Source organism: Bradyrhizobium jicamae (assembly GCF_018130215.1).
Classification (GTDB): Bacteria; Pseudomonadota; Alphaproteobacteria; order Rhizobiales; family Xanthobacteraceae; genus Bradyrhizobium; species Bradyrhizobium jicamae_A.
The window spans coordinates 52,704-73,126 of the sequence record NZ_JAFCKQ010000028.1 but is presented as its reverse complement, the minus strand read 5'-3'; the positions used below and the strand labels follow the sequence as shown (position 1 = coordinate 73,126).

The following is a 20,423-nucleotide window of genomic DNA, read 5'->3' as shown; positions in this document are numbered from 1 at the left end:
GATGGTCCCATGCAGCAAGCCCAGATCGATCGGTTGAGGTCATCAGCCATTCCGGCCCAGCAGCTCTTTGTGGGCGGACGATCCACGCCCGCCATCGGCGAGGCACGGCTGGACGTGGTGTCGCCGATCGATGGTCGTGTGCTCACGACGATCGCGGACGCCGATGGCGCCGACGTGGACGTGGCTGTGAAGCGCGCGCGTCAGGCGTTCGAGCAGGGCAGCTGGTCGCGCGCGGCGCCGGCCCAGCGCAAGAAGATCCTGCTGCGATTTGCGGATTTGATCGAGAAACATGCACTCGAGATTGCGGTGCTCGGCGTCCGCGACAACGGCACCGAGATCGGCATGGCCTACAAGGCCGAGCCGCTGTCGGCGGCAGGAACCATCCGCTACTACGCCGAGGCGATCGACAAGGTCTATGGCGAGATCGCGCCGACCTCGGGCGACGTGCTCGGCCTCGTGCATCGCGAGCCGCTCGGAATCGTCGGCGTGATCGTGCCGTGGAATTTCCCGCTGATGATCGGGGCGTGGAAGATGGGCCCCGCGCTCGCTGCCGGAAACTCGGTTGTCGTGAAGCCGCCGGAGATCGCCTCGCTCACATTGCTGCGGCTCGCGGAACTCGCGAGCGAGGCGGGGCTGCCGGACGGCGTGCTCAATGTCGTGACCGGCCGCGGCGCCTCCGCAGGCGAGGCGCTGGCACTGCACATGGATGTCGACGTGCTTGCCTTCACCGGCTCCGGCGCAGTCGGACGCCGCCTGCTCCAATGCTCGGCGCGTTCGAACCTCAAGCGCGTCCATCTCGAACTCGGCGGCAAGTCGCCCAACATCGTGTTTGCCGACGTGCCCGACATCAGGCAGGCCGCAAAGGTGTCGGCCAACGGCATCTTCCGCAATTCGGGCCAGGTCTGTGTCGCCGGCTCGCGGCTGTTGGTGCAGTCGCAGGTCTATGAGCGCTTCATGGATGAACTGCTCGAGGCGACCGCAAGGCTCCGGGTCGGGGATCCGCTTGACTTGACCTCCGACATCGGTGCGATTTCGAGCCAGGTGCAGCTGCGCAAGAATCTCGACGCGGTCGGCCGCGCCGAGGAGCAGGGTGCGAAACGGCTAACGGGCGGCGAGCAGATACGCACCGAGAGCGGGGGCAATTTCATGTCGCCGGCGATCCTTGCCGACGTCACGCCGAAGATGCGGCTGTGGCGCGAGGAGGTGTTCGGCCCGGTGCTCGCCGTCACCCGCTTCGACAGCGAGGAGGATGCGATCGCGCTCGCCAATGCGACGCCCTATGGTCTCGCCTCCGCGGTCTGGACTGGCCGCTTGTCGACGGCACATCGCATGGTGCGCGCGATCCATGCCGGCGTCGTGCACGTCAACACCTATGGCGGCGCCGACATCACCGTGCCGCTCGGCGGCTTCAAGCAATCCGGCTTCGGGCGCGACAAGTCGCTGCATGCACTCGACGCCTATACCGACCTCAAGACCGCCTGGATCGCGCTATGACACCTGCAACAGCCGAGCGCGCGGGCGTTCTGAGCCGATTGATCGACGCCGAGCAGGAGCGCTTCCGCAATCTCCATCCGCGGGCGGCGGCCGCTTGGCAGGAAGGCAGGCAGCACCTGCTCTATGGCGGCCCGTCGCACTGGATGCGGCGCTGGGCCGGCGGTTTCCCGATCTATGTCGACGAGGCCAATGGTGCGCATATCCGCGACATCGACGGGCGCGACTATGTCGATTTCTGCCTCGGCGACACCGGCGGCATGTGCGGCCACGCCTCCGATGCGGTGACCGAGGCCGCGGTCCGCCAACTCAAGCGCGGCGCGACCATGATGCTGCCGACCGAGGACAGTCTCTGGGTCGGCGCCGAGCTGTCGCGCCGATTTGGACCGAAGTACTGGACGCTGACGACGTCGGCGACCGACGCCAACCGCGCGGCGATCCGGATCTCGCGCATGATCACCGGCCGCCGCAAGGTGCTGGTGTTCTCCGGCTGCTATCACGGCGGTGTCGAGGAGGCGCATGTCGAGATCCGCGACGGCCGCGTCGGCCTGCGCAACATGATTCATCCCAACGGCATCGATCATGATGCCGTGAGCCGGGTTGTCGAGTTCAACGATGTCGCCGGGCTGGAAGCCGCGCTCGCCCACGGCGACGTCGCCTGCGTGCTCACCGAGCCGCTGATGACGAATTTCGGCATGATCCCGGACGATCCGGGCTTTCACCAGGCGCTGCGCGAGCTGACCCGCCGCGCCGGTGCAGTGCTCATCATCGACGAGACGCACACGCTGTCCTGCGGACCCGGCGGCTACTCGCAACTCCACGGCCTCGAATCCGATATCTTCGTCGCGGGCAAGGCGATCGCGGGCGGCATTCCGGCCGGTGTGTTCGGCCTGAGCCGGCAGATTGCCGAGCGGCTCTGGAAAATCGTGCCGCATGTCAATCCGCGCGAGCGGCAATCCGCTCATCTCGGCTTCGGCGGCACGCTCGCCGGCAACGCGCTGACGATCGCGACCATGCGTGCGGTGCTGGAGAAGGTGCTGACATCAGAGAACTACCGGCACATGATCGCCACCGCGACGCGGCTTGCGACCGAGACCCGCGATCTGATCGCGGCCCACCATCTGCCCTGGCATGTCACGCAGATCGGTGCGCGTGCCGAGATCATGTTCATGCCGGAGCCGCCGCGCAGCGGCGCCGACGTGATCGCCGGACGCAAGCCCGATCTCGAAACCCTGCTGCATGCGTTCTACATGAACGAAGGCATCCTGGTGACGCCGTTCCACACCATGCTGCTGATGTGCCTGGCGACCTCGGCGCGCGACGTCGAACAGCACACTGCGGTGTTCGCACGGTTCATCGATCTGTTGCGACAGGCCGGGGTGAGCTGATGCAAACGCCTCCGTTCAATCTCGCAGGCAGGGTCGCCCTCGTTACCGGCGGGGGCAGGGGCATCGGCGCCGCCGTCGTGACGCGGCTCGCGCAGGCGGGCGCGTGCGTCGTGATCGCCAACCGGACGCTGGTGGTTGCCGAGGCGCTGGCGCGCGAACTGTCGGCCGATGGGCTGGCCGTGCATAGCGTGCCTTTCGACAAGCTCGATCGGGCCAGCCTTCGCCTGCTCGTCGACGGCGTCGCCGCACGGCATGGCCGGCTCGACATTGTCGTGCACAATGCCGGCGGCTGCCCGTGGTCGTCGCTGGAAGACCTCGACGAGTCCAGGCTGGAAGACGCGCTGGCGCTGAACCTCACGGCCTGCTTCTGGCTCGCCCAGGCCGCGATCCCGCATATGCGCGCCACCGGCTTCGGGCGCATCCTTGTGACATCGTCCGTCTCCGCGCGCGTCGCGATGGGCGGCGGCGCGCACTATTCGGCGGCCAAGGCGGGCGTCAACGCATTCATTCGCAGCGCGGCCTTCGAACTGGCGCGCGATGGCATCACGGTCAACGGCGTCGAGGCGGGCTTCATCGAGAAGCCGGGCCGCGGCACCATGAGCGCGCCTGAAAACAAGGGGAAGCTCGAGCGCTTCATTCCGGTCGGCCGGATGGGCAGCGCCGACGATATCGCCTGCGCGATGCTCTATCTCGCCTCTGCAGAGGCCAAATATGTCACCGGGCAGACCATCGTCGTCGACGGCGGGTCGACCCTGCCGGAAACCGGATTTGCCGTCGAACGGCAGTGGGGACTCTAGATGGCGCGGCTCAACGGCAAGACGGCGCTGGTCACGGGTGCGGCAACCGGTATCGGTCGGGCCACTGCGCTGCTGCTGGCGCAGCACGGCGCTGATGTGGTGCTGTTCGGCCTTGACGAGGCCGAACTCGTGGCGGCCGCGGCCGAGGCCGGCGGGCGCGCGGTCGCGGGAGACGTCACCCGGCTGGACGACATCGCCAAGGCGGTTGCGGCCTGCGGCGACCGGCTCGACGTCCTCGTCAACGCTGCCGGCTTGATCGTGCCTGATCAGCCTTCGACCGTCTCCGACGAGATCTGGGCCAGGACGCTCGACGTCAACCTGACCGGGACCATGCGGGTCTGTCGCGCGGCCCTGCCGCTGTTAAGACAGCGCGGCGGCGCCATCGCGAACATCGCCTCCGTTGCCGCGTTCAACGCCAGCCCGGACAGTGCGAGCTATGCGGCGAGCAAGGCGGCGGTCGTCGCCTATACGCGCTCGCTCGCCTACGCGCATGGCGCTGACGGCATCCGCGCCAACGCGGTGGCGCCGGGCTGGGTGCGGACGCCGATGAGCGCCTACGAGATGCGGTTGCTCGCCGAGCAGAACGGCACGACGCCGGACGCCGAATTCCAGGCGGTCGAGCGGCGGATCGCGCTCGGACGAATGGCCGACCCGTCGGAGATCGCCGCCTGCTGCCTGTTCCTCGTCTCGGACGAGGCATCGTTCGTGACCGGCGCCGTTCTCGTCGCCGATGGCGGCGGTCGAGCGCCGACGCAGAACCGCGCGGTGTAGCGAGGCTGCGGCGTTCGGCCGGCTCCCTGTCTTCAAATCCCTAACCGGCGTTGCGTTGCACATCAGCCCGCGTCGCCGCGTGTTGCGCTGCTCACATCGGGCAATCCGCGCCGTTGAACCCTTGCAATCGGCGTCGTCCGGCCGCTCGCCGCCCGCGATCTCCCATTGACAGGGTGGTTAATCTGATAGAATTATAACACATCAAGTTGCAAAAATAACAAAATGTCACCATCGTACCAGCGATGGGCGGAGCGGAGGAGATCTTGGAGCCGTCTGGTTCGGTTGCAGCACAGCCCCGGCCGCCAACGCCGCTCGTGATGGTGAGCGCCATCAACAAGAGCTTTGGCGGCGTGCGGGCGCTCCGCGACGTGAACCTCGAGGTCCGTGCCGGCGAGGTGCACGCGCTGCTTGGCGAGAACGGCGCCGGCAAGTCCACACTGATCAAGATCCTGAGCGGAGTTCACGCCTTCGACAGCGGCGCGATCGAGATTTCGGGCAGGCCGGTGGCGTTCGACAGTCCCGCCAAGTCGCGCGACGCGGGGATCGCCGTCGTCTACCAGGATCTCAGCCTCGTCGAGTCGCTCAGCGTCGGCGACAATCTGATGCTCGGCCGCGAGCCGCTGGCCCGCTTCGGCTTCGTCAGGAAGCGCGCGCTGATGGTGCAGGCCGGCGCGATGCTGACGCAGCTCGGCATTCCCCTCGACCTCAAGGCGACGGTAGGCTCGCTGCCTTTCGCATACCGCCAGATGACCGAGATCGCGAAAGCGCTGATGGGCGAGGTGCGGCTCCTGATCCTCGACGAGCCGACGTCGTCGCTGACCTCGGACGAGGTCCGCATCCTATTCGACGCGATCGGCAAGGTGACGCGCCGCGGCGTCGGCGTGATCTATGTGACGCATCGGTTGAACGAGGTGTTCGAGATCTCGCAGCGCGTCACCGTGCTGCGCGACGGGGCCAATGCCGGGACCTTCGTCACCGACGACACCGACATGAAGCGGCTGGTGAACGCGATCGTCGGAAGCGATCGATCGACGCCGGCCGCAACGCGGGCCGAGCCGCAGGCGGCGCGCCCGGTCGGGATGTCGCCGGTGCTGTCGCTGTCTGATGTCTCCAACGACAGGCTGCGCGCGGTCGATCTGTCGGTTCTGAGAGGCGAGATCCATGGCCTTGCCGGGTTGATCGGCAGCGGACGCACCGAGATCCTCGAAACCATCTTCGGCTTGCGGCCGGTCGAGCGCGGCGCGCTGGAGATCGAGGGCCGGCAATGGCTGCCGAACGGCCCGGCCGATGCAATCAATCAGGGCATCGCGCTGGTGCCGGAGGACCGTCACGTGCAGGGCCTCGTGCTCGACCATTCGATCGAGCGCAACGTCACGCTGTCGCGGCTGCCATATTTCTCGCGCTGGGGCTGGATGCAGCAGCGGGCGGCTGCGAAGCGCGCCGAGGCCGCGGTCCGCAAGCTCGCGGTGAAGGCGCAGGGCGCATCGAGCCTGGTCAGGACGCTGTCCGGCGGCAACCAGCAGAAGGTCGTGTTCGGAAAATGGAACGACCCGCGGCCGCGCGTGCTGCTGCTGGACGAGCCTACGGTCGGCGTCGACGTCGGCGCGCGCGAGGAGATCTATGGCGTGATCCGCAATGCCGTCCGTGACGGAAGCGGCGTTCTCGTCGTCTCGTCCGATCTCGTCGAGCTGATCGGGCTGTGCGACCGCATCTCGGTGATCGTGAACGGCCGGGTCGCGAGGACGCTGGTGCGCGGCGAGATCGACGACGCCGAAGAACTCCATCATCTGCTTCAATTGTACCAGGCCGGCCAGGACGCGTCGAAAGGCGCACCGCAAGAGTTGCCAGCATGACCGAATTGACCGCGCCCAATGTCGGCGCCGCGCCGACGCGATCCGACCGCCGCCGCAAGCTGCTGCAGAACCTGCTGCGCGGCGAGCGGCCGTACATGCTCTACATCGCCTTCGTGATCCTGCTCGTGGTGTTCAGCCTGTCCTCGCCCTGGTTCCTGTCGGTCGACAACTTCCTGAACATCGGCCGGCAGACGACGCTGGTGTCGATCGTCGCGGTCGGCATGACCTTCATCATCATCGCGCGCCAGATCGACCTGTCGGTCGCATCGACGCTGGCGCTGTCGGGCATGGCGGCGGCGCTGGCGATGAGCCAGATCAACAACAGCTGGGTCGTCGGTGCCGTGGCAGGCCTCGGCACCGGCGCGCTGGTCGGGCTGCTCAACGGCATCCTGACCACGCAGCTCTCGATCCCGTCGTTCCTGGTCACGCTCGGCACGCTGAGCATGGCGCGCGGCCTTGCGATGATGGTCACCAACACCAAGCCGGTCATCATCACCAACGAGACATATTTTGCGATCTTCGGCGAGGGCACGTTCCTCGGCATGCCGGTGCCGATCGCCTGGACGCTTGCCGCGATGATCGTCGGCATCCTGCTCTTGCACTACAACGTGTTCGGACGGCGGATCTATGCGGTCGGCGGCAATCCGACCGCGGCGCTCTATTCGGGCATCAACACCAGATGGGTGACGACGGCGGCCTTCGTGCTGACAGGCACGCTGGCGGGCCTCGCGGCACTGGTGCTGTCCGCGCGGTCGCATGCAGCGCGGCCTGACGTCGTGCAGGGCATGGAGCTCGACGTCATCGCGGCCGTCATCCTCGGCGGCTGCAGCCTGTTCGGCGGGCGCGGCTACATCCTGGGAACCCTGTTCGGCAGCCTGATCATCGGCACGCTCAACAATGGTCTCGTGCTGCTCGGCGTCAGCTCGCCGATGCAGCTCGTGATCAAGGGCGCGATCATCGTGGCCGCAGTTGCCTTCACCAAACGCTGATCATCAGGGGAGAGGTCGCCGGCCCTTCGCAATCGGCGGCCAAAACGGGAGGAGAACGAACAATGAAGCCAATCTTGCGACAAAGCTTGCCGCTGACCGCGTTGATCGCAGCGAGTGCGATCTCGATCGTCCCCGCCATCGGCGCCGAACTGCCCGCGACCTGCGTCAAGGGCGTCGATCTCGCAACCCTCGGACCGAAGTCGATCGTCGGCCAAGGCCCGCACGGCGAGAAGGCGGCTTCGCCCGAAGTGCTCGCGCTCTCGGACGCCGATGCCGCCAAGATCAAGGACAAGCACTTCAAGGTCGGCATCTCCATGCAGACCGTCAACCTCGACTGGTCGCAGCTCCAGATCCAGGGCATCACCGATACGCTGAAGAAATACGGTGTGACGGTGACGGGCGTCGCGTCCGCTGAGTACCAGGTCGACAAGCAGATCGCCGACATCGAAAACACCATCCAGCAGCACCCGGACGGCATCATCTCGATCCCGGTCGATTTCACCGCGACCGCGCCGACCTACAAGAAGATCGCCCAGGCCGGCATCAAGCTGGTGCTGATGGACAGCATTCCGACTGGCCTGAAGCATCCCGAGGAATATGCCACGATGGTCTCGGCGGACAGCCAGGGCAACGGCCGGATCGCGGCGCAGATCCTGGCGTCCTGCGTGGCGCAGGGCGGCACGATCGGCCTGGTCAACTTCGGTGTCGACTATTTCAGCACCAACGAGCGCACCAAGGGCGTTCGGGAATGGATGAAGGCGAACCGGCCCGACATCAAGATGAAGCAGGTCGACTTCACCGATCCGCCGAAAGTCTCGCAGATCGCCGGCGACTTCCTCACCGGCAATCCGGACATCAAGGGATTGTTCGCGGTCTGGGACCAGCCGGCGCTGGACACGCTGAGCTCGATGCGGGCACAGGGCATCGACATTCCCGTCACCACGGTCGACCTCGGCCTGCAATCGGCGATCGAGATCGCCAAGGGCGGTCCGCTGAAGGCGACCGGCTCGCAGCGTCCCTATGACCAGGGCGTCGCGGAGGCGATGGCGATGATGAATGCGCTGTTGGGCAAGGAGACGCCGGGCTGGATCGGCGTGCAGTCGCTGCCGGTGACGCAATCGAACGTGCTGGAGTCCTACAAGACCGTGTTCAAGAAGGAGCCGCCGAAGGAGTTGACCGACGCTTGCGAGAAGGCGAAGCCCGCCTGCAACTGAGCCTTTCGGCTACGACGCGCGGCCTCGCTGGGTCGCGCATCGCCGGCCAGCCTGATCCGGCCGACCCAGCCCCCGTCCGGATCAGGTGGCGCTCGTGACGTATTCGACGGGAAGGCTGCGGAAGTGCTTGCGCATCTCCGAGGTCACCGAGCCGCCGACGATGATCCGTGAGAATGCGCCGACATCGGAAAAGAACGCCGGCTTCAGGCTGCCGAGCTTGCTGGCATCGACCACCAGGATGCTCTCCATCGCGGTGGCGATCACGGCCTGCTTGACGGCGACCTCGTGAAAGTTCGAGCAGCTCGCACCACGGGTCCAGTGCAGACCGCCGGCGGAAATGAAGGCCTTGTTGACCCCGAGCCGCCGCAGATAGGACAACCCGTCCTCCGAAGAGAACGACTGCGACGACGGGTGGTAGAGCCCGCCCATCAGCATCACCTGCGTCGCCGGCCGCCGCGTCACGATCGATGCGATGTTCATCGAGTAGCAGATCACGGAGAGCGGCATGTCCTCGGGCAGGCAATCCGCCAGCGATTGCATCGTGGTGCCGCAGTCGATGAAGATCGTGTCGCCCGGCTGGATCGAGGCGGCGGCGGACCGGCAGGCGAGGCGCTTGCCCTGGGTGTGCTGGTCGATCTCCTGCTCGAGCGTGTATTTGAGCCCGGTCGGCGATGCCGCGTTGACGACGTAGCCGCCGAGCAGCGCGAGCGTCTCGCCGTCCGGACCGGCAAGGTCGCGCCGCACCGTCATTTCCGACACCTTGAGCAGCTCGGCGGCATCCTTCAGATGCAGCGCACCGCTGACCTCGACGGCACGGCGCAGCCGCTGCAATCGCTGGACGCGCGTTTCGCTGGGTCGTGCGTTCGGTGTTTCAGTCATTCTCGTCACCGAGCCTGCTTATCCGGTTGACAATGATCTTACAATGTTGTGAATTTAGCAACGGCGATATGTTAAAATAATAACATGGCCTGAACGAAGCGATCCGATGTCTGGCGATGATACGCTTCGACAGGCGGTGGGCTCCAGCGGGCAAGGCGTGGGAGGATCGCATGTTGCAGTCGACGCTTTCAATCTACCTGGCGCTTCCGCCGATTCGCTAGCGCGCACGGCGTACCGATGGCCCAGAGCGTCCTGATGCACAATCCAGCCCCGGCGCAGCCTCACGCCCGCGGCGAGAGCAACGCCCATACCGGCGCGCGCAACAGCGGCCGCGCGCTCGAAATGGATTGGGTCGACGAGATCAGGATCAACCTGTCGGCGGCCGAGCGCCGCGTGGCGAGCCTGCCTGGCCGGCGCACGGTGAAGAAAGACGCGCAGGCCGCATGGCTTTTGAAGGCGGTCACCTGCATCGACCTGACGACGCTGAACGGCGATGACACCACCGAGCGGGTGAAGCGGCTCTGCGCCAAGGCGAGGGCGCCGGTGCGGAGCGACATCCTCGCGGCGCTGGGCTTTGCCGGGCGCGACCTGCACACCGGCGCGGTCTGCGTCTATCACCGTTTCGTCGCGACGGCGGTCGAGGCGCTGGATGGATCCGACATTCCGGTCGCCGCGGTCTCGACCGGATTCCCCGCCGGCCTCGTGCCGCATGACCTGAAGCTCAAGGAGATCGAGGCCTCCGTCAGGGACGGCGCGCAGGAGATCGACATCGTCATCACCCGCGAGCATGTGCTGACCGGCGACTGGCGCGCGCTCTACGCGGAGGTCAGGGATTTTCGCGCGGCCTGCGGCAGCGCGCATCTGAAGACGATCCTGGCCACCGGCGATCTCAAGACGCTGCGCAACGTCGCCAAGGCATCGATGGTCTGCATGATGGCCGGCGCCGACTTCATCAAGACGTCGACCGGCAAGGAGGGCGTCAATGCGACGCTGCCCGTGACGCTCGCGATGCTACGGATGATCCGGGTGTATCAGGAGCGCACCGGCTACAAGATCGGCTTCAAGCCGGCCGGCGGAATCTCGACCGCGAAGGACGTGCTCAACTATCAGTTCCTGATGAAGGAGGAACTCGGACGCGACTGGCTCGAGCCTGATCTGTTCCGGATCGGCGCCTCCAGCCTGCTCGCCGACATCGAGCGACAGCTCGAACATCACGTTACCGGCCGCTACTCGGCCTTCAACCGTCACCCCGTGGGCTGAGCATGAGCGTCGCACATTACTACGAGACCATGGAATATGGTCCCGCTCCGGAGGCGGACGGCGAGGCGCGCGCCTGGCTCAAGCGGCACGAGTCGACATTCGGGCATTTCATCGGCGGCGCATTCGCAGCGCCGCGTGACGGCAAGCATCTGACGACGATCGAGCCGGCCACGGGCGAGGCTCTGGCGAAGATCGCGCAGGGCTCTGCCGCGGATGTCGAGGCGGCGGTTAGCGCCGCGCGCACGGCGCAGCCGCACTGGGCCAGGCTCGGCGGTCACGGCCGTGCGCGCCATCTCTACGCCCTGGCGCGCATGCTGCAGCGCCACGCCCGGCTGTTCGCCGTACTGGAAGCGATCGACAATGGCAAGCCGATCCGTGAGACCCGCGATCTCGACGTGCCGCTTGCCGCGCGCCATTTCCTGTACCATGCCGGCTGGGCGCAATTGCAGGAACGCGAATTCGCCGATCAGGTGCCGATCGGCGTGATCGGCCAGATCATCCCGTGGAATTTCCCGCTGCTGATGCTGGCGTGGAAGATCGCGCCTGCGTTGGCCGCGGGCAACACCGTGGTGCTGAAGCCGGCGGAATTCACCTCGATGACGGCGCTGTTGTTTTCCGAGCTCGCAGCCGAGGCCGGACTTCCGCCGGGCGTGCTGAACGTGGTGACCGGTGACGGCGCGACCGGCGCGCTGCTGGTCGAGAATCCCGGCGTCGACAAGATCGCGTTCACCGGTTCGACCGAGGTCGGGCGGCTGATCCGACAGACGACCGCAGGCAGCGGCAAGTCGCTGACGCTCGAACTTGGCGGCAAGTCGCCCTTCATCGTGTTCGACGATGCCGATCTCGACGGTGCCGTCGAAGGCGTGGTCGATGCGATCTGGTTCAATCAGGGCCAGGTCTGCTGCGCCGGATCACGCCTGCTGCTTCAGGAAGGGATCGCGGAAGACTTCCGCCGGCGGCTGATCCGCCGCATGGAGACGCTGCGCGTCGGTCCGCCGCTCGACAAGGCGATCGACCTGGGCGCAATAGTCGCGCCCGTGCAGCTCGAGCGCATCAAGGCGCTGGTCGAAACCGGAGTGAGGGAGGGCGCCGAGAAATATCAGGCGCCGGGCGCGATCCCGTCGGAGGGCTGCTTCTATCCGCCGACGCTGCTCTGGAACGTGCACCCGTCATCGACCGTGGCGATCGAGGAGATTTTTGGTCCCGTTCTGGTCGCGATGACGTTCCGCACGCCAGATGAGGCCGTGATGCTCGCCAACAACACGCGCTACGGACTTGCCGCGAGCGTCTGGAGCGAAACGATCGGGCTGGCACTCGATATCGCGCCGAAGCTGCTCGCCGGGGTGGTCTGGGTCAACGCGACCAACCTGTTCGACGCCAGCGTCGGCTTCGGCGGTTACCGCGAATCCGGCTTCGGCCGCGAGGGCGGCCGCGAGGGCATGCACGAATATCTCAAGCCCAAGGTGTGGAGCGGACGTAAGGTTCGTGCCAAGGCATCGCCGCCGGTGTCATCGGCCGACACTGCGGGATTTGGCGTGCCGTCGATCGATCGCACCGCAAAATTGTTCGTCGGTGGAAAGCAGGTCCGTCCGGACGGCAATTATTCGCGCGCCGTGCTGTCACCGAAGGGCAAGCATTTGGGCGAAGTTGGTGACGGCAACCGCAAGGACATCCGCAACGCGGTGGCCGCGGCGCGTTCGGCGGAAGCCTGGGCGAAGGCGACGGCGCATAATCGCGCCCAAATCCTCTACTACCTTGCCGAGAATCTGTCCGCGCGCCGGGACGAGTTTGTGCGGAGCATCGGCGACATGACGGGCGTATCATCCGCGAAGGCGCGTGCGGAGGTCGATGCCGGTATCGAGCGGCTGTTCAGCTATGGGGCCTGGGCCGACAAATTCGAGGGGAGCATCCACGCGCCGCCGCTGCGGGGCGTCGCGCTCGCCATGCACGAGCCGGTCGGCGTGGTCGGCGTGGCCTGCCCGGACGAGGCCCCGCTGCTCGCCTTCATCAGCCTGGTGGCGCCGTTGATCGCGATGGGCAACCGGGTGGTGGCAGTACCGAGCGAGCAGCATCCGCTCGCCGCGACCGATTTCTACCAGGTGCTGGAAACCTCGGATGTGCCGGCGGGTGTGGTCAATATCGTCACCGGTGACCGTGAGGCGCTGGTGAAGGTTCTTGCCGAGCACGACGACGTCGACGCGCTCTGGGTGTTCGGGTCGCAGGAGGCCTCAGTGGCGGCAGAACGGCTGTCCGTCGGCAACCTCAAGCGCACGCTGGTCGATCACGGCCTGGCGCTCGACTGGCACGACAGGGCGGCGAGCGAGGGACCGATCCTGCTGCGCCATGCGGTGCAGGTGAAGAATATCTGGATTCCCTATGGAGACTAGACGAGAAGTCACCTTGCGGTGATACCGATGGGGATCCGGACCGTCAGAGTTCGGGCGACTGCGAAGACAAGGGAGGGACGCAACATGCTCAAGAGCATCAATCCGCTGCTCAATGCCGACGTGCTCTATGCCCTGCGGGCGATGGGGCACGGGGATCGCCTGGTGGTGTGCGATACCAACTTTCCGGCCGATTCGATTGCCCGGCAGACCGCCCTTGGTGAGCTGCTGCGCATCGACAATGTCAGTGCCGCCAAGGCTGTCGAAGCCATTCTCTCGGTCATGCCGCTCGATACGTTCATCGATGACGCGGCCATCCGCATGGAGATCGTCGGCCAGCCGCAGGAGGTGCCGCCGGTACAGCGCGAGGTGCAGACCGCGATCGATCGCGCGGAAGGGAAATCCTGGCCGCTGGTCGGGGTCGAGCGCCATGCCTTCTACGAGAAGGCCAAGACCGCCTATTGCGTGATCGCGACGGGTGAACGGCGCTTCTACGGCTGCTTCCTGTTCAGCAAGGGCGTCATCGCGCCGGATGGAGAGTGACGACATGAGCAAGAATGGCGTCGCCGTCCTTGGCGTGTTCGTGGTCGACCTGGCGTTTCGCGCCGGCAACATGCCTGCGATCGGCGAGACGATCGCCGGATCCGGATTCGCAATGGGGCCCGGCGGCAAGGGATCGAACCAGGCCGTCGCCGCCGCGCGCGCCGGGGCCGGGGTTACCTTCATCTCCCGGATCGGAAGCGATGCCTTCGGCGAGCTTGCGATCAAGACCTGGGAGGCCGAGGGAATCCGGCCGCATGTTGCCAAGGTCGCCGACGCGCCAACCGGCGCGGCCTTCATTTATGTCCACGAAACACGCGGCGACAACGCGATCATCGTGGTGCCGGGTGCGGCCGGCGGCATCAGTCCCGCGGATATCGATGCGGCGGCGGGTGCCATCAGCGCCAGCCGCGTGTTCGTCACCCAGCTCGAGCAGCCGGTGGATGCCGCGCTCCGCGGGCTCGAGATCGCGCGCGCCGCTGGCACCATCACGGTGTTCAATCCTGCGCCGGCGCTCAAGTTCGATCCTGGCCTGTTCGCGCTCTGCGACTACGTCGTTCCCAACGAGACCGAGGCCGAAGGGCTGACGGGGATCGCCGTGGGAGACCTTGCCGGCGCGCGCCGCGCCGGCAACGCCCTGCTGGAAAAAGGGGCGGGCACGGCGCTGATCACGCTCGGCGAGCGCGGCGCACTGTTCCATTCGCGCGATCGATCCCTCCACGTGCCGCCCTTTGCCGCCGGCAAGGTCGTCGAAACGACGGGCGCCGGCGATGCGTTCGTCGGCGGCTTTGCGGCGGCGCTGGCAGCCGGGGCGGAGCCTCTCGAAGCTGCACGCTTTGGTTCGGCGACCGCCGGGATTTCGGTGACGCGCCCGGGCACCGCGCCCGCCATGCCTCGGCGGGCGGAAATCGAGGCCCTTCTGAAGGAGCAGTCCGCTTCATGATGCGGAATGATCCGATCAAGCACGTTTTCATCTGGCCGGCGGTGCTCGTCGTGCTGGCGATCTCGATCTTTCCGCTGATCTATTCGTTCACCACCAGCTTCCTCAGTTATCGCCTGATTCCGCCGATCCCGCCGCGCGTCGTCTGGCTCGGCAATTACGCATCGCTGCTGCAGGAGCCGAGGTTCTGGAATGCGATCTTCACGACGACGCTGATCGCCTTCATCGCGGTGGGGCTGCAATACGTGATCGGTTTCGGCGTGGCGCTGGCGCTGAATGCGCGCGTGCCGGGCGAGCGGCTGTTCCGCGTCGCGCTGCTGTTGCCGATGCTGCTGGCGCCGGTCGCCGTCGCGCTGGTCGCGCGCATGATCTTCAATCCGACCATGGGGCCGCTCAACCAGTTCCTGTCCGAGTTTGGCCTGGTCAATCTGCCGTTCCTCACCAACGGACATTGGGCGCTCGCCTGCATCATCGCGGTCGAGGTCTGGCAGTGGACGCCGTTCATCATCCTGATGATGCTGGCCGGCCTGCAAACCTTGCCCGAGGACGTCTACGAGGCCGCGGAGCTCGAGAACGCCAGCGCATGGCAGCAGTTCTGGGGCATCACCTTTCCGATGCTGCTGCCGATCTCGGCCGCCGTCGTCTTCATCCGGCTGATCGAGAGCTACAAGATCATGGACACCGTGTTCGTGATGACGGGCGGCGGGCCGGGTGTGGAAACCGAGACCCTGACGCTGTTCGCCTACCAGGAGGGCTTCAAGAAATTCAATCTCGGCTATACGTCGGCGCTCAGCTTCCTGTTCCTGATCGCGATCACGATCATCGGTGTCACCTACCTGGCGCTGCTGCGGCCGCATCTGGAAAAGCGTCGATGAGCGGGCAGGGCCTGACCGGACTGTCGCCATGGAGCCGCCGCCTGGTCACGGCCGGCGTTCTCGCCTGGTGCCTGATCACGGTGTTTCCGCTCTATTGGGTGGTCGTCACCGCATTCAAGACGCCGCCCGGCGTCGTCGGCGGACCGACCTATCTGCCGTTCATCGATTTTACGCCGACCTTGCAGCCCTTCATCGATCTCTATCAGGGCATCCGCGGCGAATTCTTCCGCACCTTCCTGAATTCGACCATCGTCGGCCTGTCGGCGGCGGCGATCGCGACCGCGATCGGCGCGATGGCGGCCTATGCGCTGGTGCGCTTCGAGTTCAAGGTCCGGTTCGGCGCCGGCCTGATCTTCTTCCTGCTCGCGCTCGGCGGCTATCTCCTGTTCAACACCTCGCTCGGATTCACGCGGCCGCAGGCGCTGCTGCTCGCGTTCCCGGTCGCGCTGGTCGTTGCCGTCGTCGCCAACCGCCTGCCGCTGCCGGGGCCGGTCCTCGGGAATGAAGATATCCTGTTCTGGTTCGTCAGCCAGCGCATGTTCCCGCCGATCGTCACGGCCTTTGCGCTGTATCTGCTCTACAGCGAGATCGGCCGGCTCGGCTTCCAGCTCATCGACAGCTATATCGGCCTGACGCTGTGCTATGTCGCGTTCTCGCTGCCGATCGTGGTCTGGCTGATGCGCGACTTCTTCGAGGCCGTTCCGATCGAGGTCGAGGAGGCGGCGATGGTCGACAATGTGCCGACCTGGCGCATCTTCTTCGGCATCGTGGTGCCGATGTCGATGAACGGCCTGCTCGCGACCTTCATGATCACGCTCGCCTTCGTCTGGAACGAGTTCCTGTTCGCGCTGTTCCTGACCAATTCCAGGTGGCAGACGCTGCCGATCCTGGTGGCGGGACAGAACAGCCAGCGCGGCGACGAGTGGTGGGCGATCTCGGCCGCGGCGCTGGTCGCCATCGTTCCCATGATGATCATGGCGGGCCTGCTCAGCCGCATGATGCGGTCGGGCCTGCTGCTCGGAGCCATCAAGTAAGAAAACTGAGAATAGGGAGGACTAGACCATGTTGCGACGAACGTTCCTGATGCTTGCGACCTCACTCGCGACTGCCTGTGCCGTGAGTCAGGCAAATGCGGCCTGCAGCCCGGACTATACGGGTGTCACGCTTACGGTGGCATCGCAGACCGGGCCCTACATTGCGTCCGCGCTCAAGGCCGGTGCCGACGAATGGGCCAAGAAGACCTGCGGCAAGGTCAATGTCGTGGAGTTTCCGTGGTCGGAGCTCTACCCGAAGATCGCGACCTCGCTCACCGCGTCGGATGCGACATTCGATCTGGTCAGCTTCGCGCCGGCCTGGCTGCCGGACTTCGTTCCGTATCTCAGCGAGATGCCGAAGGACATGCAGTCCGGCAAGGATTGGGACGACATCGAGCCCGCCTATCGCGAACGGCTGATGGTGTGGGAAGGCAAGATCTATTCGCAATCGATGGACGGCGATGTCCACACCTACACCTATCGCACCGATCTGTTCAGCGATCCCAAGGAGAAGGACGCCTTCAAGGCCAAATATGGCTACGACCTCGCGCCGCCGAAGACCTGGAAGCAGTATCTCGACATCGCCGAGTTCTTCCAGCGTCCCGACAAGGGGCTGTGGGGGACGGCGGAAGCCTTCCGCCGCGGCGGCCAGCAGTTCTGGTTCTTCTTCAGCCACGCAGCGGCCTACACCAACAACCCGAATTATCCGGGCGCGATGTTCTTCGACCCCGAAACCATGGACGCCCAGATCAACAATCCGGGCTGGGTGAAGGGGCTTGAGGAATATATCCGCGCCTCCAAGCTCGGACCGCCGAACGCGCTGAACTTCTCGTTCGGCGAGGTGAACGCGGCGGTGGCCGGCGGCCAGGTGGCGGAGTCGATCGGCTGGGGCGATACCGGCGTGATTGCGGCCGACCCCAAGCAGTCGAAGATTTCGGGCAAGGTCGGCTCGGCGATGCTGCCCGGATCGGACCAGATATGGAACGCCAAGACAAAGACGTGGGACAAGTTCCCGTCCGTGCTGCCCGGTCCGTTCATGGCGTTCGGCGGCTGGCAGATCGCGGTGCCGAAGGCAGGCAAGAACCAGCAGGCGGCATGGGACTTCGTCAAGACGCTGACCAGCCCCGAAGTCTCGGGCCAGGCGGCGATCACCGGCGGCAGCGGCGTCAACCCCTATCGCAAATCGCACACGGCCAATCTGCAGCTTTGGAGCAAGATCTTCACGCCTGAAGAGGCCAAGGAATATCTCGGCGCGCAGTCGGACTCGATCAACGCCAAGAACGTCGCGCTCGACATGCGTCTGCCCGGCTATTTCTCCTACACCGAGGTGGTCGAAATCGAGCTCGGCAAGGCGCTGGCCGGCCAGACCACGCCGCAGGCTGCGCTCGATGCGATGGCGAAGGAGTGGAACCGGCTGACCGACGAGTTCGGCCGGGCCAAGCAGCTCGCCGCCTATCGTGCGGCGATGGGCCTGCCACCCAAGAACTAGCATGCTAATGAAAGGACCCGGGTGACGCGCGAGCGTCGTCCGGGCCTCAACGCTTACTCTGCGAGAGACAGAAAACCACTCCATGGCGCACGTCGAGATCGAGAATGTCAGCAAGGCCTACGGCCCCTACAAGATCATCGAGGGGCTCGATCTCAACGTGGCCGACGAGGAGTTTGTCGTGCTGGTCGGGCCGTCCGGCTGCGGCAAGACCACGACCCTGCGGATGGTCGCGGGGCTCGAGACCGTCACCAGCGGGACGATCCGGATCGGCAGCCGTGATGTGACGGAGCTGCGCCCGGGCCTGCGCAATTGCGCAATGGTGTTCCAGAACTATGCGCTCTACCCGCACATGACGGTCGGCGAGAACATCGGCTACGGCATGAAGGTGCGCGGCGAGTCCCGCGCCAGCATCGACAAGGCGGTCAAGGACGTCGCGCGCGTGCTCGATCTCGAGCAATATCTCGACCGCCGCCCCAAGCAGCTCTCGGGCGGCCAGCGCCAGCGCGTCGCGATTGGCCGCGCCATCGTGCGCAGTCCTGACGTCTTCCTGTTCGACGAGCCGCTGTCCAATCTCGACGCCAAGCTCAGGATCGAGATGCGCACCGAGATAAAGGCGCTGCATCGCAGGCTCGCCAAGACGATCGTCTATGTGACGCACGACCAGGTCGAGGCCATGACCATGGCTGACCGCGTCGTGGTGATGAACCGCGGGCGGATCGAGCAGGCGGCCGATCCGATCACGATCTACGAGAAGCCCGCCAATCTCTTCGTTGCCGGATTCATCGGCGCGCCCAGCATGAACTTCATCCATGGCGAGATCGCCGCCCGCGATGGCGCGCTGGTCTTTGCCGAACCGTCAGGCACGGGGCTGATCTTGCCGAAGTCCCGCGAGGCGGCCTATGGGGCTCACGTCGGCAAGCCGGTGGTGCTGGGCGTGCGGCCCGACCATGTCCTGCACCAGGGCGGTCCGGCGGGCACTTCGATCCGCATGGTCGTGAAGGACGTCGAGCCGCTCGGACCGCATACGCTTGTGATCGGCAGCGTCGGCGCCTTTCCATTCACGGCGCAGATGCCGGTCGGCGTCGCCGCCGAGCCCGATCGTCCCTTCGAGTTGGCCCTTGATCTCCGGCGCACCCATCTGTTCGATCGTGCGTCAGGACAGGCAATTGCGGCGGCGTGACGTCCCACGATCGCGGCGATCTGCGTGGCATTGCGCGCGCCTTGCAATCACCTTCGCTGCCGCCGCGTGATGCCAATCCCAAAACGGTGACCGCCGTTGTTTTCGATGTACGGCCGGGCTCGCATTTCGTGCCGCCATGGTTAACGACGCCGTGCGGCCACCGCAGATCCACGTGGCAGCGAAGGCGGATCTGGACCGGATATTGCAGTTCCATTCGCGCAAGCATTGGAAGTCCGGTGAGTATCTTGAGCCAAAGTCAAAAAGCCTGCGTCTTCGACACTATTTTAGTGCCGCGAGATGACCTTGCACACGCTCGGTGTGCCGATTCCGGTAAGGTTGTCCCGCCTGTCCGGATTCACGACACTTCGCCCGGCATGCCGGCGGCACCCGCCGCGGACGTACGCGCACGATCATCAACGCGGACTGGAATGGCGGGCGTGCGCGACCGGCGCGCCAACCCGGTCGGCAGGGCTGCGACCGCAAGTGTCCCCAGGGCGACGATCGGCGGCCTGCGACTGGCGGTGCTTGATCTCGAGCAAACCGCTGACTTCATGATCGACATGGTGCATCCGCGTCGACGCGTCGGCCGGCCCCTGTATCTGACTTCGGCGAATGGCGAGGTGCTGTCGCGCTGTTCGACCGAACCGATGATCGACCGGCTGTTTCGCGCCGCCGATCTGATCAACGCCGACGGCCAGCCGCTGGTCACCGTATCGAAGCTGAGGCTGCCGAAGCCGCTTCCAGAACGCGTCGCCACGACGGACCTGTTCCATGTCGTTGCGCGCAAAGCAGAGGCGCAGGGGCTGAGCTTCTACATGTTCGGTGCCAATGAAGCCGAGAACCGGGCGGCGGTCGACAACGTCCGCAGGATGTATCCGAGGCTCAAGATCATCGGCCATTCGCATGGCTATCTTCGCGGCGAGGCGTTGCAGTCCAAGGTCGACGAGATCAACGCTCTGGCGCCGGCCTTCCTCTGGGTCGGACTTGGCGTGCCCCACGAGCAGGCGTTCGTCGAAGAGTTCATGCCGCGGCTCGGCAATGTGGGCGCCATCAAGACGTCGGGAGGATTGTTCAACTTCCTGTCTGGCCGCCACGCGCGAGCGCCGAAATGGATGCAGCACGTGGGACTGGAATGGGCCTGGCGGGTCTGGCTCGAGCCGCGCCGATTGCTCTGGCGCTATCTGACGACCAATCCACGCGCGCTCTATCTGCTTTTCCACCAGACCCGGCCTCCGCTCACCACCGGGATCACGCCGACCAGAGGCGATGAATGCGACGTGCCCTCCGATCCGACCGATCCTGTCTCGGCCTTGAGGTGACCCCGAGGCGGGATAGCTTC

The 20,423-nt window shown here is 65.7% G+C and carries 17 protein-coding genes; 16 read left to right on the top strand and 1 reads right to left on the bottom strand.

What is annotated here, in order from left to right:
- Positions 1-9 precede the first annotated feature (9 nt).
- The 7 genes from JQ586_RS25925 to JQ586_RS25895 all read left to right on the top strand — a co-directional run bounded on the left by JQ586_RS25925 (position 10) and on the right by JQ586_RS25895 (position 8,503).
- Positions 10-1,494: an aldehyde dehydrogenase gene (locus JQ586_RS25925; RefSeq protein ID WP_212397450.1), complete on the top strand. Its 1,485-nt coding sequence runs from the start codon at positions 10-12 to the stop codon at positions 1,492-1,494.
- Positions 1,491-2,879 (top strand): transaminase, encoded by a 1,389-nt coding sequence (locus JQ586_RS25920; RefSeq protein WP_212397449.1) that lies wholly within the window; start codon positions 1,491-1,493, stop codon positions 2,877-2,879. Before JQ586_RS25925 ends, JQ586_RS25920 begins: the two co-directional genes overlap by 4 nt.
- Entirely contained in the window at positions 2,879-3,676 is a 798-nt protein-coding gene (locus JQ586_RS25915) for an SDR family NAD(P)-dependent oxidoreductase (protein ID WP_212397448.1), read from the top strand. Before JQ586_RS25920 ends, JQ586_RS25915 begins: the two co-directional genes overlap by 1 nt.
- Positions 3,677-4,447 (top strand): SDR family NAD(P)-dependent oxidoreductase, encoded by a 771-nt coding sequence (locus tag JQ586_RS25910; protein WP_212397447.1) that lies wholly within the window; start codon positions 3,677-3,679, stop codon positions 4,445-4,447.
- Positions 4,448-4,710: 263 nt separating this feature from the next.
- Positions 4,711-6,300, top strand: a complete 1,590-nt coding sequence (locus JQ586_RS25905; RefSeq protein WP_212397446.1) for a sugar ABC transporter ATP-binding protein — start codon at positions 4,711-4,713, stop codon at positions 6,298-6,300.
- On the top strand, positions 6,297-7,289 hold the full coding sequence (locus JQ586_RS25900; protein WP_212397445.1) for an ABC transporter permease: 993 nt from the start codon (positions 6,297-6,299) through the stop codon (positions 7,287-7,289). Before JQ586_RS25905 ends, JQ586_RS25900 begins: the two co-directional genes overlap by 4 nt.
- 62 nt (positions 7,290-7,351) lie before the next feature.
- Positions 7,352-8,503 (top strand): substrate-binding domain-containing protein, encoded by a 1,152-nt coding sequence (locus JQ586_RS25895; RefSeq protein ID WP_212397444.1) that lies wholly within the window; start codon positions 7,352-7,354, stop codon positions 8,501-8,503.
- 81 nt (positions 8,504-8,584) lie between these two features.
- Here the strand turns inward: JQ586_RS25895 and JQ586_RS25890 are convergent, their stop codons facing one another.
- The gene (locus JQ586_RS25890; RefSeq protein ID WP_212397443.1) at positions 8,585-9,382 is read right to left on the bottom strand and encodes a DeoR/GlpR family DNA-binding transcription regulator; all 798 of its coding nucleotides are present in this window, start codon (positions 9,380-9,382) and stop codon (positions 8,585-8,587) included.
- A gap of 255 nt (positions 9,383-9,637) precedes the next feature.
- On the opposite strand from JQ586_RS25890, the gene deoC reads away from it, so the two are divergent.
- The 9 genes from deoC (at position 9,638) to JQ586_RS25845 (ending at position 20,403) form a co-directional block, all read left to right on the top strand.
- Positions 9,638-10,642 carry a deoxyribose-phosphate aldolase gene (gene deoC, locus JQ586_RS25885; RefSeq protein ID WP_409334538.1) on the top strand — a complete coding sequence of 335 codons (1,005 nt, stop codon included), beginning with the start codon at positions 9,638-9,640 and terminating at the stop codon, positions 10,640-10,642.
- Positions 10,643-10,644: 2 nt separating this feature from the next.
- Positions 10,645-13,029, top strand: coding sequence for an aldehyde dehydrogenase family protein (locus JQ586_RS25880; RefSeq protein ID WP_212397442.1), 2,385 nt, complete (start codon positions 10,645-10,647; stop codon positions 13,027-13,029).
- A gap of 84 nt (positions 13,030-13,113) precedes the next feature.
- On the top strand, positions 13,114-13,569 hold the full coding sequence (locus JQ586_RS25875) for an RbsD/FucU family protein (RefSeq protein ID WP_212397441.1): 456 nt from the start codon (positions 13,114-13,116) through the stop codon (positions 13,567-13,569).
- A 4-nt stretch (positions 13,570-13,573) separates the two neighbouring features.
- A complete protein-coding gene (gene rbsK / locus JQ586_RS25870) occupies positions 13,574-14,509 on the top strand; it encodes a ribokinase (protein ID WP_212397440.1) in 936 nt (311 codons plus the stop codon).
- Positions 14,506-15,381, top strand: coding sequence for a carbohydrate ABC transporter permease (locus tag JQ586_RS25865; protein WP_212397439.1), 876 nt, complete (start codon positions 14,506-14,508; stop codon positions 15,379-15,381). The genes rbsK and JQ586_RS25865 overlap by 4 nt, the downstream gene beginning before the upstream one ends.
- Positions 15,378-16,415 carry a carbohydrate ABC transporter permease gene (locus JQ586_RS25860; RefSeq protein WP_212397438.1) on the top strand — a complete coding sequence of 346 codons (1,038 nt, stop codon included), beginning with the start codon at positions 15,378-15,380 and terminating at the stop codon, positions 16,413-16,415. The genes JQ586_RS25865 and JQ586_RS25860 overlap by 4 nt, the downstream gene beginning before the upstream one ends.
- 49 nt (positions 16,416-16,464) lie before the next feature.
- Entirely contained in the window at positions 16,465-17,904 is a 1,440-nt protein-coding gene (locus tag JQ586_RS25855) for an extracellular solute-binding protein (protein WP_409411013.1), read from the top strand.
- An 82-nt stretch (positions 17,905-17,986) separates the two neighbouring features.
- The gene (locus JQ586_RS25850; protein WP_212397436.1) at positions 17,987-19,084 is read left to right on the top strand and encodes an ABC transporter ATP-binding protein; all 1,098 of its coding nucleotides are present in this window, start codon (positions 17,987-17,989) and stop codon (positions 19,082-19,084) included.
- A gap of 437 nt (positions 19,085-19,521) precedes the next feature.
- Positions 19,522-20,403 carry a WecB/TagA/CpsF family glycosyltransferase gene (locus JQ586_RS25845; protein WP_212397435.1) on the top strand — a complete coding sequence of 294 codons (882 nt, stop codon included), beginning with the start codon at positions 19,522-19,524 and terminating at the stop codon, positions 20,401-20,403.
- The last annotated feature ends 20 nt before the right edge of the window (positions 20,404-20,423 follow it).

Excerpts from the sequence above, each read along its gene's own strand:
- JQ586_RS25860 (WP_212397438.1), top strand. The coding sequence starts at position 15,378 with ATGAGCGGGCAGGGCCTGACCGGACTGTCGCCATGGAGCCGCCGCCTG.
- JQ586_RS25900 (WP_212397445.1), top strand. The coding sequence starts at position 6,297 with ATGACCGAATTGACCGCGCCCAATGTCGGCGCCGCGCCGACGCGATCC.
- JQ586_RS25850 (WP_212397436.1), top strand. The coding sequence starts at position 17,987 with ATGGCGCACGTCGAGATCGAGAATGTCAGCAAGGCCTACGGCCCCTAC.
- JQ586_RS25915 (WP_212397448.1), top strand. The coding sequence starts at position 2,879 with ATGCAAACGCCTCCGTTCAATCTCGCAGGCAGGGTCGCCCTCGTTACC.
- JQ586_RS25865 (WP_212397439.1), top strand. The coding sequence starts at position 14,506 with ATGATGCGGAATGATCCGATCAAGCACGTTTTCATCTGGCCGGCGGTG.
- JQ586_RS25855 (WP_409411013.1), top strand. The coding sequence starts at position 16,465 with ATGCTTGCGACCTCACTCGCGACTGCCTGTGCCGTGAGTCAGGCAAAT.
- JQ586_RS25880 (WP_212397442.1), top strand. The coding sequence starts at position 10,645 with ATGAGCGTCGCACATTACTACGAGACCATGGAATATGGTCCCGCTCCG.
- JQ586_RS25920 (WP_212397449.1), top strand. The coding sequence starts at position 1,491 with ATGACACCTGCAACAGCCGAGCGCGCGGGCGTTCTGAGCCGATTGATC.
- JQ586_RS25895 (WP_212397444.1), top strand. The coding sequence starts at position 7,352 with ATGAAGCCAATCTTGCGACAAAGCTTGCCGCTGACCGCGTTGATCGCA.
- rbsK (WP_212397440.1), top strand. The coding sequence starts at position 13,574 with ATGAGCAAGAATGGCGTCGCCGTCCTTGGCGTGTTCGTGGTCGACCTG.
- deoC (WP_409334538.1), top strand. The coding sequence starts at position 9,638 with ATGCACAATCCAGCCCCGGCGCAGCCTCACGCCCGCGGCGAGAGCAAC.
- JQ586_RS25890 (WP_212397443.1), bottom strand. The coding sequence starts at position 9,382 with ATGACTGAAACACCGAACGCACGACCCAGCGAAACGCGCGTCCAGCGA.
- JQ586_RS25910 (WP_212397447.1), top strand. The coding sequence starts at position 3,677 with ATGGCGCGGCTCAACGGCAAGACGGCGCTGGTCACGGGTGCGGCAACC.
- JQ586_RS25925 (WP_212397450.1), top strand. The coding sequence starts at position 10 with ATGCAGCAAGCCCAGATCGATCGGTTGAGGTCATCAGCCATTCCGGCC.
- JQ586_RS25875 (WP_212397441.1), top strand. The coding sequence starts at position 13,114 with ATGCTCAAGAGCATCAATCCGCTGCTCAATGCCGACGTGCTCTATGCC.